12 protein-coding genes are annotated in these 13,468 nt (G+C 59.4%); 6 read left to right on the top strand and 6 right to left on the bottom strand.

All coding sequences use genetic code 11. The features are described 5' to 3' along the window. Positions 1-126 precede the first annotated feature (126 nt). Together QMX91_RS22235 and QMX91_RS22230 are read left to right on the top strand one after the other, a co-directional pair. A complete protein-coding gene (locus QMX91_RS22235) occupies positions 127-1,254 on the top strand; it encodes an FAD-binding oxidoreductase (protein WP_282413381.1) in 1,128 nt (375 codons plus the stop codon). Between the two features lie 92 nt (positions 1,255-1,346). Beyond that, positions 1,347-1,973: a transcriptional regulator gene (locus QMX91_RS22230; protein WP_027610935.1), complete on the top strand. Its 627-nt coding sequence runs from the start codon at positions 1,347-1,349 to the stop codon at positions 1,971-1,973. 100 nt (positions 1,974-2,073) lie between these two features. Here QMX91_RS22230 and QMX91_RS22225 read toward each other — a convergent pair whose 3' ends face one another. From QMX91_RS22225 to QMX91_RS22200, 6 genes are all read right to left on the bottom strand, one after another. Next, entirely contained in the window at positions 2,074-2,850 is a 777-nt protein-coding gene (locus QMX91_RS22225; protein WP_027610934.1) for an ABC transporter substrate-binding protein, read from the bottom strand. 239 nt (positions 2,851-3,089) lie between these two features. Continuing rightward, positions 3,090-3,542, bottom strand: a complete 453-nt coding sequence (moaE, locus tag QMX91_RS22220) for a molybdopterin synthase catalytic subunit MoaE (RefSeq protein WP_007965204.1) — start codon at positions 3,540-3,542, stop codon at positions 3,090-3,092. Between the two features lie 3 nt (positions 3,543-3,545). Further along, positions 3,546-3,788, bottom strand: a complete 243-nt coding sequence (moaD, locus tag QMX91_RS22215) for a molybdopterin converting factor subunit 1 (RefSeq protein ID WP_098967306.1) — start codon at positions 3,786-3,788, stop codon at positions 3,546-3,548. Beyond that, on the bottom strand, positions 3,785-4,258 hold the full coding sequence (gene moaC / locus QMX91_RS22210) for a cyclic pyranopterin monophosphate synthase MoaC (protein ID WP_027610932.1): 474 nt from the start codon (positions 4,256-4,258) through the stop codon (positions 3,785-3,787). The genes moaD and moaC overlap by 4 nt, the downstream gene beginning before the upstream one ends. Before the next feature lie 237 nt (positions 4,259-4,495). After that, positions 4,496-5,890, bottom strand: a complete 1,395-nt coding sequence (locus tag QMX91_RS22205; RefSeq protein ID WP_027610931.1) for a PhoH family protein — start codon at positions 5,888-5,890, stop codon at positions 4,496-4,498. A 338-nt stretch (positions 5,891-6,228) separates the two neighbouring features. Continuing rightward, positions 6,229-7,353, bottom strand: a complete 1,125-nt coding sequence (locus QMX91_RS22200; protein ID WP_135295005.1) for a polysaccharide deacetylase family protein — start codon at positions 7,351-7,353, stop codon at positions 6,229-6,231. Positions 7,354-7,678: 325 nt separating this feature from the next. On the opposite strand from QMX91_RS22200, the gene yaaA reads away from it, so the two are divergent. The 4 genes from yaaA (at position 7,679) to QMX91_RS22180 (ending at position 13,344) form a co-directional block, all read left to right on the top strand. Then, positions 7,679-8,458 (top strand): peroxide stress protein YaaA, encoded by a 780-nt coding sequence (gene yaaA, locus QMX91_RS22195; RefSeq protein WP_108181747.1) that lies wholly within the window; start codon positions 7,679-7,681, stop codon positions 8,456-8,458. Between the two features lie 799 nt (positions 8,459-9,257). Continuing rightward, a complete protein-coding gene (locus tag QMX91_RS22190; protein ID WP_047601441.1) occupies positions 9,258-10,574 on the top strand; it encodes a UDP-glucose/GDP-mannose dehydrogenase family protein in 1,317 nt (438 codons plus the stop codon). 83 nt (positions 10,575-10,657) lie between these two features. Continuing rightward, positions 10,658-12,139: a mannuronan synthase gene (alg8, locus tag QMX91_RS22185; protein WP_171061828.1), complete on the top strand. Its 1,482-nt coding sequence runs from the start codon at positions 10,658-10,660 to the stop codon at positions 12,137-12,139. A gap of 35 nt (positions 12,140-12,174) precedes the next feature. After that, the gene (locus tag QMX91_RS22180) at positions 12,175-13,344 is read left to right on the top strand and encodes an alginate biosynthesis protein Alg44 (protein WP_098967301.1); all 1,170 of its coding nucleotides are present in this window, start codon (positions 12,175-12,177) and stop codon (positions 13,342-13,344) included. The last annotated feature ends 124 nt before the right edge of the window (positions 13,345-13,468 follow it).

Below are 13,468 nucleotides of genomic sequence, written 5' to 3'. Positions count from 1 at the left end.
GGGCTTGCTCGCGAAGAGGCCGTATCAGGCAACGCATTTGCCGAATGACATACCGCCTTCGCGAGCAAGCCCGCTCCCACAGGGGATCAGCGAATTTTCCAATATTGCGAGCAACTGGAGACTTTCATGAGCCAGGCAGATTTCATCATCATCGGCGGCGGGATTGCCGGCGCTTCCACCGGTTTCTGGCTGTCGCCCCACGCCAAAGTGATCGTGCTCGAACGTGAATCACACCCGGCCTATCACTCCACCGGGCGTTCTGCCGCGCTGTACACAGCCGCCTACGGTACGCCGCAGGTGCGCGCGCTGACACTGGCCAGCCGTGAGTTTTTCGACCATCCGCCGAGCGGTTTCTGTGAGCACCCATTGCTGACACCGCGCGGCGAAATGACCGTGGACTTCAGCGGTGACGCCGCCGAACTGAACAACCAGTACCTCAGCGCCAAAGCCACAGTGCCAGAGATGCAGCTGCTCAGCGCCGACGAAGCCTGCGCCCGTCTGCCGATCCTGCGTCGGGAAAAAGTCCACGGCGCGATCTACGATCCGACCGCCAGTGACATCGACACCGACGCCCTGCATCAGGGCTACCTGCGCGGTATCCGCCGTAACCACGGCGAGGTTCACACCGATTGCGAGGTGCTGGGCCTGACGCGCGACGCCGCGGGCCTCTGGCAGGTGCAAACCAACGGTCAGACCTTCAGCGCGCCGGTCATCATCAACGCCGCCGGCGCCTGGGCTGACCAGATCGGCGCGCTGGCTGGCGCCCAGGCGCTGGGCCTGCAACCGAAACGCCGTGCGGCGTTCATTTTCGCCGGCCCCGAGGGCGTGGACATTCATCACTGGCCGATGCTGGTCAGCCTCGACGAATCGTTCTACATGAAGCCCGACGCCGGGATGTTCCTCGGCTCGCCGGCCAACGCCGACCCGGTCGAACCGCATGACGTGCAACCGGAAGAGCTGGACATCGCCATGGGCATCTATCAGATCGAAGAGGCCACGACCCTGAATATCCGCCGCCCGACCCGCACCTGGGCCGGACTGCGCAGCTTCGTCGCCGACGGTGATCTGCTCAGCGGTTTCGATCCGCAGGTGCCGGGGCTGTTCTGGGTCGCAGCCCAGGGTGGTTACGGTATTCAGACTTCACCGGCCATGGGCCAGGCCAGCGCGGCATTGGTGCGTGGTCAGCCGTTGCCTGAGTCGTTGCAGCAGTTCGGCCTGAGCAGCGCCATGCTCTCCCCCTCACGACTGCGCTGATGCCCCCTGCGGATGACGCGCCCAACGGATTGCGGCACACTCGCAGCGCCCCCGTGCACGGGGGCGCTGACGCCGCCTGGAGCTCCACAATCATGACCGCCCCCGAATTCGATCCGGCCCTGGATAACTTCCGTGCCATCGCCGACGCCATCGCCACGCTGTTCTTTCCCCACGCCGAAGTGGTGCTGCACGACCTGCGCACACAGAAGGTCGACTACATCGCCAACAACCTGTCCAAGCGCGAGATCGGCGACGATTCATCGCTTGAAGACATGCTCAGCGAGGAGGTCAGCGAGCGCAACATCGGCCCGTACGAAAAGCTCAATTGGGACGGCCAGAAAATCCGCAGCCTGAGCACCGTACTGCGCGACGGTGAAGACCGGCCGCTGGCGGTGCTGTGCATCAATCTGAATATTTCGCTGTTCGAGAATGCCAAGGCTGCGCTGGACCTGTTCCTGTCGCCAAGCAAACTGATCCCGCAGCCGGACTCACTGTTTCGCGATGACTGGCAGGAACGCATCAACACCTTCCTCCACGCCTGGCTGCGCGAGCGGCAGCTGAGCCTGAATCTGCTGACCCGCGATCACAAGCGCGAACTGGTATTGGCCCTGCACGCCGAAGGCGCGTTCAAGGGCAAGAGTGCCTCGAACTATGTGGCCAATGTGCTGAACATGGGGCGGGCGACGGTGTACAAGCATTTGAAGGAATTGAAGGGCTGAAGATCTGCATTGGCAGTTCTGGCCCCATCGCGAGCAGGCTCACTCTTACAGTTGGAATGCGTTCCCCTGTAGGAGTGAGCCTGCTCGCGATAGCGGACTATCAGTCGCCGTAGATGTCGGACTTGAAATACTTCTGGGAAATCTTCTGATATTCGCCACTCGCACGAATCCCGTCGATGGCCGTGTTCAACTCGCTGACCAACTCGGTATTGCCCTTGCGCACCGCAATCCCCGCGCCCTCGCCCACGTACTTCGGATCCTTCAACTCCGGCCCGACAAACGCATAGCCCTTGCCGCGTGGCATCGACAGGAAATCGTTCAGCGGGATGGTGTCGGCGAAAATCGCATCGAGCCGCCCGGCCGCCAGGTCCATGTAGATTTCTTCGTTATTGCCGTAGCGCTTGACGTTGATGCCCTTCGGTTCGAACACCTCGGTAGCATAACGATCGGTGGTGGTGGCGCGCTGCACGCCGACGGTCTTGCCCTTGAGGCTGGCGTATTGGTCATCGACCGTGGCGCCTTCCTTCATCACCAGCCGTGACGAAGTGAAGTAGTACTTGTGGGTGAAATCCACCGACTTCTTGCGGTCTTCGTTGATGGTCATCGACGACAAAGCCATGTCGATTTTCTTCACTTTCAACGAAGGAATCAGGCCATCGAACTCACCCTCGACCCACACACACTTGACCTTCATCTGCGCGCACAGGGCGTTGCCGATGTCGTAGTCGAAACCGACGATTTCACCCTTGTCGGTTTTCGAGGCGAACGGTGGATAAGCGGCCTCAATGCCGATGCGCAGGGTTTTCTCGGCGGCAAACGAGCTGGTGCACGCCAACAGGCTCAGGGCCAGACCGGTGATCAGGGGGAGTTTCTTCATGTTCGTTCTCTCGCGGGTTGTTGTTGGTTTGGCAAGACAGAAGAAAAGAGCTGGAACGGAATTTTGTACTTGTAAATCCATACTGGACTTTTACGTACAAACCGTCAATCAGATGAAAGAGGCAGGATTTTTTGCGTGGCGGATGACGCCTTCGCGAGCAAGCCCGCTCCCACATTGGAATGCGTTCTCCTGTGGGAGCGGGCTTGCTCGCGAAGACGGACTTGAAGGCGCTATAAAAACTATTTTTTCCAGCGATCCGCAGCGGCATGATCACTGTCACGCCCCTCGACCCAGCGCGGGCCGTCACTGGTGTTTTCTTTCTTCCAGAACGGCGCGCGGGTTTTCAGGTAGTCCATGACAAAGGCGCAGGCGTCGAACGCCGCCTGGCGATGGGCACTGGCCGCACCGACAAACACGATCGGCTCGCCAGGCTCCAGCGCGCCGATGCGGTGCAGCACTTCCAGCTTCAACAGCGGCCAGCGCTGCTCGGCCTCGACGGCGATCTTGCCAAGGGCTTTTTCGGTCATGCCCGGATAATGCTCGAGGAACATACCCGCCACATCCAGACCGTCGTTGAAGTCGCGCACGTAGCCGACAAAACTCACCACCGCGCCGACACCGACATTCGCCGCGTGCATCGCGTTGACTTCAGCGCCGGGATCGAACGCCGTGGACTGCACCCGAATCGCCATGCCTCAGCCTCCGGTCACGGTGGGGAAAAACGCCACTTCGTCGCCATCGCTCACCGGCTCGTCGAGCGGGCACAGGTCTTCGTTGCGTGCGCACATCAGGTTCTGTTCGCTCAGCACTTCGGCGCCCTCGCGTTGCGCGAGCAGCGCACGCACAGCGTCGACCGTGGCGAAATCGCCTTCGACCTCCACCGAGTCCACCCCCAGCGCTTCACGATAACGGGCAAAGAATTTAACCGTCAGCTTCATGGCTGCTCCGCCTGAAAATGCCCGCTCTTGCCGCCGACCTTCTCCAGCAGACGCACGCTTTCGATGATCATGCCGCGATCCACCGCTTTGCACATGTCATAGATGGTCAGTGCGGCGACGCTGGCAGCGGTCAGTGCTTCCATCTCGACGCCGGTCTGCCCCGACAGCTTGCAGCGGGCGACGATGCGCACGCTGTCGTCACCTTCAGCGCTGAGTTCAACCTTGACCCCGGTGAGCATCAGCGGATGGCACAGCGGGATCAGATCGCTGGTTTTCTTCGCCGCCTGAATGCCGGCAATGCGCGCCACGGCAAACACGTCGCCCTTGGGATGGCCGCCGCTAACGATCATCTGCAGGGTTTCGGGGAGCATGCGCACCAGCGCTTGGGCCGTCGCCTCACGGAACGTCACGGCTTTTTCGGTGACGTCGACCATGTTGGCGCGACCTTGGGAATCGAGATGAGTCAGCACGGGATTACTCCTGATCAGGAGCAGGGATTGTAAACCTGTGGGTCAAATATCTGCATCACTGATTATGAATTCACCACTATCCCCTGTGGGAGCGGGCTTGCTCGCGAAAGCGGTGTATCAGGCACACGTTTGGTGGCTGACACACCGCTTTCGCGAGCAAGCCCGCTCCCACATTGGGTGATGTGTTTATCCATAAAAAACGGGCGGCTGTCAGGCCGCCCGTTTTCTGATGGAGGGTTACAAATGCGATTCGGCGTATTCGGCCAGAATCGAACGTGGCACCCCTTGCAGGGTGATGTGCACCCCGTTGGGGAAATCCTTGAAGCGTTCGGTCAGGTAGGTCAGCCCGGAACTGGTCGCGGACAGGTAAGGGGTGTCGATCTGTGCCAGGTTGCCCAGGCACACCACTTTGGAACCGGCGCCGGCCCGGGTGATGATGGTTTTCATCTGGTGCGGCGTGAGGTTCTGACATTCGTCGATCAGGATCAGGCTCTGCTGGAAGCTGCGACCGCGAATGTAGTTGAGCGATTTGAACTGCAACGGCACTTTGCTGAGGATGTAGTCGACGCTGCCATGGGTGTTTTCGTCATCCATGTGCAAGGCTTCGAGGTTGTCGGTGATGGCGCCCAGCCAAGGCTCCATTTTTTCCGCTTCGGTGCCCGGCAGGAAGCCGATTTCCTGGTCCAGGCCCTGCACGCTGCGGGTCGCGATGATCCGGCGATAGCGCTTGCTGACCATGGTCTGCTCGATCGCCGCGGCCAGTGCCAGAATGGTTTTGCCGGAACCGGCGGCACCCGACAGGTTGACTAGGTGAATGTCCGGATCCAGCAACGCATACAGCGCCAGGCTCTGGTAGATGTCCCGCGGCTTGAGGCCCCAGGCTTCCTGGTGCAGCAGCGGTTCCTGGTGCAGGTCGAGGATCAGCAGCTTGTCTTCCTGGATTTCCTTGATCCAGCCGACAAAGCCTTGTTCGTCAATGATGAATTCGTTGATGTGCACCGCCGGCAGGTTGTCGATCAACTGCACCTGATGCCAGGTGCGGCCGTGATCCTGACGGGTTTCGACCTTGCTCACGCGGTCCCAGAAGGAGCCGGTCATGTTGTGGTAGCCGTTGGGCAGCAGGGACACGTCATCGACCAACTGGTCGGTGCTGTAGTCCTCGGCATCGATCCCGCAGGCGCGCGCCTTGAGGCGCATGTTGATGTCTTTGGTGACCAGCACCACGGCCTTCTTCGGATCACGGGTGTGCAGGTCGATCAGTTGGTTGATGATTTTGTTGTCGTTCAGATGCTCGGGCAGAATCAGGTTCGATTCGGCCTGTTTGCTCATCAGAATTGACAGCAAGCCCTTCGGCCCGCCCTTGCCGCGCTGAATCGGCACACCCAGCTCGACGTCCTCGGGGGAGGCATCGCCCAGGGTCTTGTCGATCAGCCGGATCGCCTGGCGGCATTCGGCAGCAACGCTGTGATGGCCGCTCTTGAGCTTGTCCAGCTCTTCGAGCACGGTCATCGGGATCGCGACGTGGTGTTCTTCGAAATTCAGCAGGGCATTTGGATCGTGAATCAATACGTTGGTATCGAGTACATAAAGGATTGGCTGGTTGGAAGAAGGGCTACGTCCGTGATCATCCATACTCGGTCACCTTTGTGGGAGCCATTCGACGCAATACCTGGGCGGTGCTGCGCCTCGAAGTGACTGCCGAATTCATCCACGAGGGCCTGGATGAACTGCACACAAAAGGAGTCTTGGAAGACGCCACCTGTGTTGCAGGTTTCGGCGGTCTGTCTTCGTAATACTCCAAAACCCATGACATAAAAAAGCACTTTGACGGTTTTTTTAAGTTTATTTTGCAGAGTGACGAAAAGCCCTTGGCGGACCGTCCAGACCCCGCTAAAGTCGGAAGTCCGCCTGCATCGAATTCTCTGGAAAAATCGCCCCAAGCCCAATGTTTCCGGGCTTTTTTGCGCTTGTCAGCGAAACCCGTCCTGACAGTCTTCAAAGCCGATGCCGCTTTGTGCAGTTTGCGTGATCAGCCACGGCAACGCGGTCTTCACCGCATCCTGTTTCATGTTGAAATTGATCACCCCGTGACGCCACAGCAGCATCAGGGTCAGCACCCGCTGCGCACTCTGTGCGCCCTTGAGCTTGCCGGCGCCGTCCTGGGCATCGATGTCCCACAGCGCCACTTGCAGGCCCTGATTGCGGAAGAAGCTGCCAGCATCACTGCGGCGCTGCCCCTCCGGCGGACGGAACAGTGGCACATAGTTCTCCGGCAACTTGTTCTTCACCAGATCGGCGCTGCGGCGCACCGAGTCCTGCCAGTCCTGCCAATAGCTGTGGGAACGGAACTCCCAACCCTGCACGCCCACACACTGTTTCGAGAACTCCGATTGCAGGTTGCTCACCGAGCGATCGGCCAGACGCGCCTGCACATCCTTGCCCAACAGGAAGAACGTGCCGCTGAGATTGGATTTGCGCAGGTAGTCGGCAATCCAGTCGGTGTTGTCCGGCTGCAGATTGGCGGCGCTGTCGAAGCTCAGCAGAAACAGTCGATCGTGCATCTCGTCGCCATTGCGCTCGTAGTCGCCGAATTGATCGACTTCGCTGCTGGTTTGCGGTGACAGCGCGGCCTTGCGCATCAGCTCGTCCAGATACTGCAGATGAAACAACCGGCTCGGCTCGGCCCACTTGGTGTAATAGCTGTCGTCGCTGACCACGAACTTGGCGGCCTGCTCGCGCAGGGTCGGCAGGTCTTCGACGAGGAAGCAGAACGAGGCATCCTGATCGCAGCTCTGCTGGGCGAAGTTGTAGTTGGCCAACAGACGTTCCCAAAGCCGCTGACGCAGGTGGCTGATCGCGTCGACGTTGACCGTGCGCAGCCCAAGGCGCTGGGCCAGCGCGGCCTCGTCCAGCGCCTCGGTGCCGAGCAGGCCCCGGGCGAACATGAGGATTTCCGCGCGCGAGGCGACGTCGAACAGCGTCGGGCTGCTCAGTTGCTCCGGCCAGGTGCTGCGATCCAGCGTCGCCACATCGCCCGGCGCCGCCATGGCCCCGAAGCTCAACAGCCACGCGGTGAATAAAAGAACAATGCGCAAAGGGGTGTCTCCATAACCAAACCCGCGCGGCACTATAGCTGATGTGCAAGCTTCAAGGACGCTGCCCTCACCCCAGCCCTCTCCCGGAGGGAGAGGGAGCCGATCTTCATGTTTTCAAACCTGAGTTCGACTGGATATTTCAGGTCGATGTATGACTCTAGAACAACACGGTCAGCTCCCTCTCCCTCCGGGAGAGGGCTGGGGTGAGGGGAAAATCCACCAGCCGTCGCAAAAGCCCGAGCTTCCTGATACCTATTACCCTCATAGCTGGAGTCCACTCGGCCAACCCCCTAGAATCGCCCCCACGATAAAAGGAGACGACTTCATGCTGATGGTGATTTCCCCCGCCAAGACCCTCGATTACGAAACACCGCCGGCGACCCAGCGCTTTACCCAGCCGCAATACCTCGATCACTCTCAGGAGCTGATCCAGCAGCTGCGCGAACTGAGCCCGGCACAGATCAGCGAACTGATGCACGTGTCCGACAAGATCGGCGGCCTGAATGCCGCGCGTTTCGGCAGCTGGACGCCCGCCTTCACCCCGGAAAACGCCAAGCAGGCGCTGCTCGCGTTCAAGGGTGACGTGTACACCGGCCTCGACGCGCAATCGTTCAGCGAAGCTCAGTTCGACTATGCGCAAAAGCACTTGCGCATGCTCTCCGGTCTCTATGGCCTGCTGCGTCCGCTGGACCTGATGCAGCCGTATCGTCTGGAAATGGGCACCAAACTGGCCAACGCCCGTGGCAAGGACCTGTACGCGTTCTGGGGCACGCGCATCAGCGAATGGCTCAACGAAGCGCTGGCCGATCAGGGCGACGATGTGCTGCTGAACCTGGCCTCCAACGAGTACTTTTCGGCGGTCAAACGCAGCGCCCTGAACGCCCGGATCATCAACACCGATTTCAAGGACCTGAAGAACGGCCAGTACAAGATCATCAGCTTCTACGCGAAGAAGGCCCGCGGCCTGATGAGCCGTTTCGTGATTCAGGAAAAAATCAACGATCCTGCCCTGCTCAAGCAGTTCGATGTGCAGGGTTATCGCTACAGCGCCGAGCAATCGAAACCGGACAATCTGGTGTTTCTGCGCGACCACGCCCCGGAATAAAGCATGCCCATTGCACGACTCTTTCTATAAAGAGTCGTGCAGCTCGCACGACGTCAAAAATCCCTCGCAACATTTCGCCGTTTTATTGGCGCCATAAAATCGTCCTGCCCAATTCTAATTTTAGTTTCACTCGACAGCCGCACTTTTTTTCAGTAGTGGCACGTAATTTTTTTTACGGTAGTGGCACAAAACTATCTAGCTCGATTACGCACCGATTAACAAAGGCCCAAATCGAAAGTGCTATCAAATTGAGACCAGTGCCATCTTTGGCAATATTTCAAAAAATTTCAGATTTCGCGATGAGCGGGTAGGAACTATGTCCAAATGCATAGCTCATACCACCGGTAACGATTCTCGCCGAGTTTGTACGAGATAACTTACGCAGAGCGGAGAACCATGTAACCAAGTTGTCACAGCAACTTGCCTAGATGGTTCACTCATCTGATCAACTAACGATGGATAGGTGATACGCACCATAAACATCCTCTACAAGCCCCTGTAATTGTGCTCGCCTGAGCACCCAACCGCTTGATCTACGGGCCTTTCGTCCGACATCAGGTGGACTGAACACATGCACAAGAGTCTTCCAGCAAGAAGATCCGCTGCATAACAGGGCAAGTCATAACAACTAAGGCCTAGTTGCGCACATCTTGAGTGCACTTATTTAGACACTCGGAACTTAGTATGCCTGCACACGGCATTGTGGCGCCTGTATGCCGCACTTTCGAGTGCACTATGACCGCTGAACACCATTAACTCCGGCCATCTAATGGCTTGATAAAACACAGAGGTAATTGCGATGCGCATCAGCATATTTGGTTTGGGTTACGTTGGCGCAGTGTGTGCCGGTTGCCTGTCTGCACGGGGCCATGACGTGGTTGGCGTCGATGTTGCCAAAGACAAGATCGACATGATCAACGCCGGCAAGTCGCCGATTGTGGAACCGGGTCTGGGCGAACTTCTGGCTCAGGGTATCGAGACCGGTCGTCTGCGCGGTACGACCAACTTCGCCGAGGCGATTCGTGACACCGACCTGTCGATGATCTGCGTCGGTACGCCGAGTAAGAAGAACGGCGACCTGGAACTGAACTACATCGAGGCGGTGTGCCGCGAGATCGGTTTCGTACTGCGTGAAAAAACCACCCGCCACACCATCGTGGTACGCAGCACCGTGCTGCCGGGCACCGTCGCCAACGTGGTGATCCCGATCCTCGAAGACTGCTCGGGCAAGAAGGCCGGTGTCGATTTCGGCGTCGCGGTCAACCCGGAATTCCTGCGTGAATCCACCGCGATCAAGGACTACGACCTGCCACCGATGACCGTCATCGGCGAGTTCGACAAGGCCTCGGGCGACGTTCTGCAATCGCTGTACGAAGAACTCGACGCGCCGATCATCCGCAAGGACATCGCGGTCGCCGAGATGATCAAGTACACCTGCAACGTCTGGCACGCGACCAAAGTGACCTTCGCCAACGAGATCGGCAACATCGCCAAAGCGGTCGGCGTCGATGGTCGTGAAGTGATGGACGTGGTCTGCCAGGACAAGACCCTCAACCTGTCCCAGTACTACATGCGCCCGGGCTTCGCCTTCGGCGGTTCGTGCCTGCCCAAAGACGTGCGCGCCCTGACCTACCGTGCAGGTTCGCTTGACGTCGAAGCACCGTTGCTCAACTCGCTGATGCGCAGTAACGAATCGCAAGTGCAGAACGCCTTCGACATCGTTGAAAGCCACGACAAACGCAAAGTCGCCCTGCTCGGTCTGAGCTTCAAGGCCGGTACCGATGACCTGCGCGAAAGTCCGCTGGTGGAACTGGCCGAAATGCTGATCGGCAAGGGCTACGACCTGAGCATCTACGACAGCAACGTCGAGTACGCCCGTGTTCACGGCGCGAACAAGGACTACATCGAGTCGAAGATCCCGCACGTGTCGTCCCTGCTCAACTCGGACTTCGATTCGGTGATCGACAACTCCGACGTGATCATCCTCGGCAACCGCGACGAGAAATTCCGCGCGCTGGCCCAGGAAGCACCGCAAGGCAAACAGGTCATCGACCTAGTCGGCTTCATGGCCAAAGCCACCAACCCGGGTACTCGCACTGAAGGTATCTGCTGGTAAAGCAGCGCCAAGCGACAAGCCTCGAGCTGCAAGCAAAGCGTTTCGCTTGCAGCTCGAAGCCTCTCTTACCTCGGATGACGTCGATGACCAAGCTCAAACATTTCTTTCTGCAATCCGCCGGCTGGCTTTTGTTTCTAAGCCTGTTGTTGGGCCTGGCCTTGATGCTGCCCACGTCCACGTTCGACTCCGAGTCGAAGGACTTTATTTTCCTGATTGGCGCCGTGGGTATCTGGCGCTATTCGATGGGTGCAACGCACTTTGTGCGCGGCATGATTTTTCTCTACATCGTTTACCCGCACCTGCGCCGCAAAGTGCGCAAGCTGGGTAAAGCGGCGGATCCGTCGCATGTATTTCTGATGGTCACCAGTTTCCGCATCGACGCGCTGACCACCGCACAGGTCTACAGCTCGGTGATCCGCGAAGCCATCGACTGCGAACTGCCGACCACCGTGGTCTGCTCGATCGTCGAAATGTCCGATGAGCTGCTGGTGAAAGCGCTGTGGGCGCGAATGAATCCGCCAGACCGCGTGAAGCTCGACTTCGTGCGCATTCCCGGCACCGGCAAGCGCGATGGCCTGGCCTACGGTTTCCGCGCGATCTCCCGTCACCTGCCGGACGACCGTGCCGTGGTGGCCGTGATCGACGGCGACACCGTGCTTGGCGAAGGCACCGTACGCAAGACCGTGCCGTGGTTCCAGCTGTTCGGCAACGTCGGCGGCCTGACCACCAACGAGTTCTGCGAAGTGCGCGGCGGCTACATCATGAGCGAATGGCACAAGCTGCGTTTCGCCCAGCGTCACATCAACATGTGCTCGATGGCCCTGTCCAAGCGCGTGCTGACCATGACCGGGCGCATGTCGGTGTTTCGTGCCACCGTGGTGACCGATCCGGAGTTCATTGCCGACGTCGAAAGCGACTCGCTGCAACACTGGCGCCTGGGCCGTTTCAAGTTTCTCACCGGCGACGACAAGTCGAGCTGGTTCAGCCTGATGCGCCTGGGTTACGACACCTTTTACGTGCCGGACGCCGCGATCAACACCGTTGAGCATCCGCCGGAAAAGAGCTTCATCAAGGCCAGCCGCAAACTGATGTTCCGCTGGTACGGCAACAACCTGCGCCAGAACTCGCGAGCGCTGGGCCTGGGTGTGAAACGCCTCGGCGCCTTCACCTCGGTGGTGCTGTTCGATCAGCGCGTATCGATGTGGACGTCGTTGCTGGGCCTGACCGTGGCGATCATCGCCAGCTTCAAGTACGGCGGCGCGTTCATCCTCGCCTACCTGCTGTGGATCGGTATCACCCGCCTGATTCTGACCCTGCTGCTGTCGTGCTCCGGTCACCGGATCGGCCCGGCCTATCCCGTGATTCTGTATTACAACCAGATCGTCGGTGCGCTGGTGAAGATCTACGTGTTCTTCCGCCTCGACCAGCAATCCTGGACGCGCCAACCCACTTCCCTGACCCGTGATCTCGCCAGCTTTCAACGTTGGTTCAACACCTGGTCGTCTCGGACCATGACCTTCTCCGCCGGCAGCATTTTCGTCGCCGTGCTGCTGATGATGGTCTGACCTGCCCCTATTGAATTAACAAGGAAATCGCCCCCATGAATACCGCCGTCAACGCCAACGTAGTGCATGAATCCGAAGCCCAGCGTCAGCACGCCCGAGTGAAAATCCCGGCCAAACTGCGTTTCTTCGGCCCCGACCGGACGCCGGTCGAAGCGCGGGTCCTCGACCTGTCCGCCGGTGGTCTGGCGTTCAACGCCGGGCAACTGCCGCTGACCCTCGGCGAGGTGTACAAGGCACGCCTGCAATTCGTCATCGACAACCTCGGTCTGGCCATGGACGTCGAACTTCAAGTGCGCTCCTACGATCGCCAGAGCGGCCGCGCCGGTTGCCAGTTCCAGAACCTGGAACCGCAGGATATTTCCACGCTGCGCCACCTGATCACTTCGCACCTGGCCGGCGACATCGTCAGCATGGGTGAAGTGCTGGCGACCCTGCAGCGCGACAACTTCACCAAGGCGCGCAAGGTCAAGGACGGCGGCAGCGGCATGACCCCGTTCGGGCGTCTGAAAGCCGTGACTTTCAGCGCCGGCATTTTCGCCATCGGTCTGGTCGCGTTCGGTTTCGTGTTCAAGTCGGTGTACGGCATGTACTTCGTCAGCCACGCGCAAGCAGGTCTGGTCAGCGTGCCGGGGATGAACATCACCATGCCGCGTGACGGCACCGTGCAGAGCCTGGTCAAGTCTGACGGCGTGGCCGCCAAAGGCGCCCCGCTGGCGACCTTCAGCACCAGCATGCTCGACGTGCTCAAGGGCCATCTGGACGAAGACCAGTTGCAACCGGCCAAGGTTGAAGAACTGTTCGGCAAGCAAATGACCGGCACCCTGACCTCGCCGTGCGATTGCACCGTGGCCCAGCAACTGGTGGCTGACGGTCAGTACGCGAGCAAGGGCGACGTGATCTTCACTCTGGTACCGCGCAATACACAGGCCACCGTCGATGCACGCTTCTCCTATCGCCAGTTCGGCGACGTGCGTCCGGGTACGCCAGTGAGCTTCCAGATCGCCGGCGAAGACCAGACCCGCACCGGCAAGATCGTCAGCAGCACCAGCCTGAAAAGCGCCGACCTGTCCTCCGACATCCGCGTGCAGATCCAGCCGGACGAACCGCTGGACAGCAGCTTCGCCGGCCGCCCGGTGGAAGTAAACAGCGATCGTGGCCCGAACCTGAACTGGCTGATCGACAAAGCCATGGCTGCCGGTCTTTAAGTCGAGGACATGCCTGTGACGATTCCTACTCTTTTGAACACGCCGCAGCCCTTGTGGGAGCGGGCTTGCTCGCGAATGCGGTTCAACATTCAAAATCAGTGTGGGCTGACACACCGCCTTCGCG

Origin of the sequence: Pseudomonas sp. PS01299, from assembly GCF_029960145.1 — a bacterium.
Lineage (GTDB): Bacteria > Pseudomonadota > Gammaproteobacteria > Pseudomonadales > Pseudomonadaceae > Aquipseudomonas > Aquipseudomonas putida_A.
This window is presented reverse-complemented; position numbering and strand designations above follow the sequence as displayed.

Excerpts from the sequence above, each read along its gene's own strand:
- QMX91_RS22235 (WP_282413381.1), top strand. The coding sequence starts at position 127 with ATGAGCCAGGCAGATTTCATCATCATCGGCGGCGGGATTGCCGGCGCT.
- QMX91_RS22230 (WP_027610935.1), top strand. The coding sequence starts at position 1,347 with ATGACCGCCCCCGAATTCGATCCGGCCCTGGATAACTTCCGTGCCATC.
- QMX91_RS22225 (WP_027610934.1), bottom strand. The coding sequence starts at position 2,850 with ATGAAGAAACTCCCCCTGATCACCGGTCTGGCCCTGAGCCTGTTGGCG.
- moaE (WP_007965204.1), bottom strand. The coding sequence starts at position 3,542 with ATGGCGATTCGGGTGCAGTCCACGGCGTTCGATCCCGGCGCTGAAGTC.
- moaD (WP_098967306.1), bottom strand. The coding sequence starts at position 3,788 with ATGAAGCTGACGGTTAAATTCTTTGCCCGTTATCGTGAAGCGCTGGGG.
- QMX91_RS22205 (WP_027610931.1), bottom strand. The coding sequence starts at position 5,890 with ATGGATGATCACGGACGTAGCCCTTCTTCCAACCAGCCAATCCTTTAT.
- yaaA (WP_108181747.1), top strand. The coding sequence starts at position 7,679 with ATGCTGATGGTGATTTCCCCCGCCAAGACCCTCGATTACGAAACACCG.
- QMX91_RS22190 (WP_047601441.1), top strand. The coding sequence starts at position 9,258 with ATGCGCATCAGCATATTTGGTTTGGGTTACGTTGGCGCAGTGTGTGCC.
- alg8 (WP_171061828.1), top strand. The coding sequence starts at position 10,658 with ATGACCAAGCTCAAACATTTCTTTCTGCAATCCGCCGGCTGGCTTTTG.
- QMX91_RS22180 (WP_098967301.1), top strand. The coding sequence starts at position 12,175 with ATGAATACCGCCGTCAACGCCAACGTAGTGCATGAATCCGAAGCCCAG.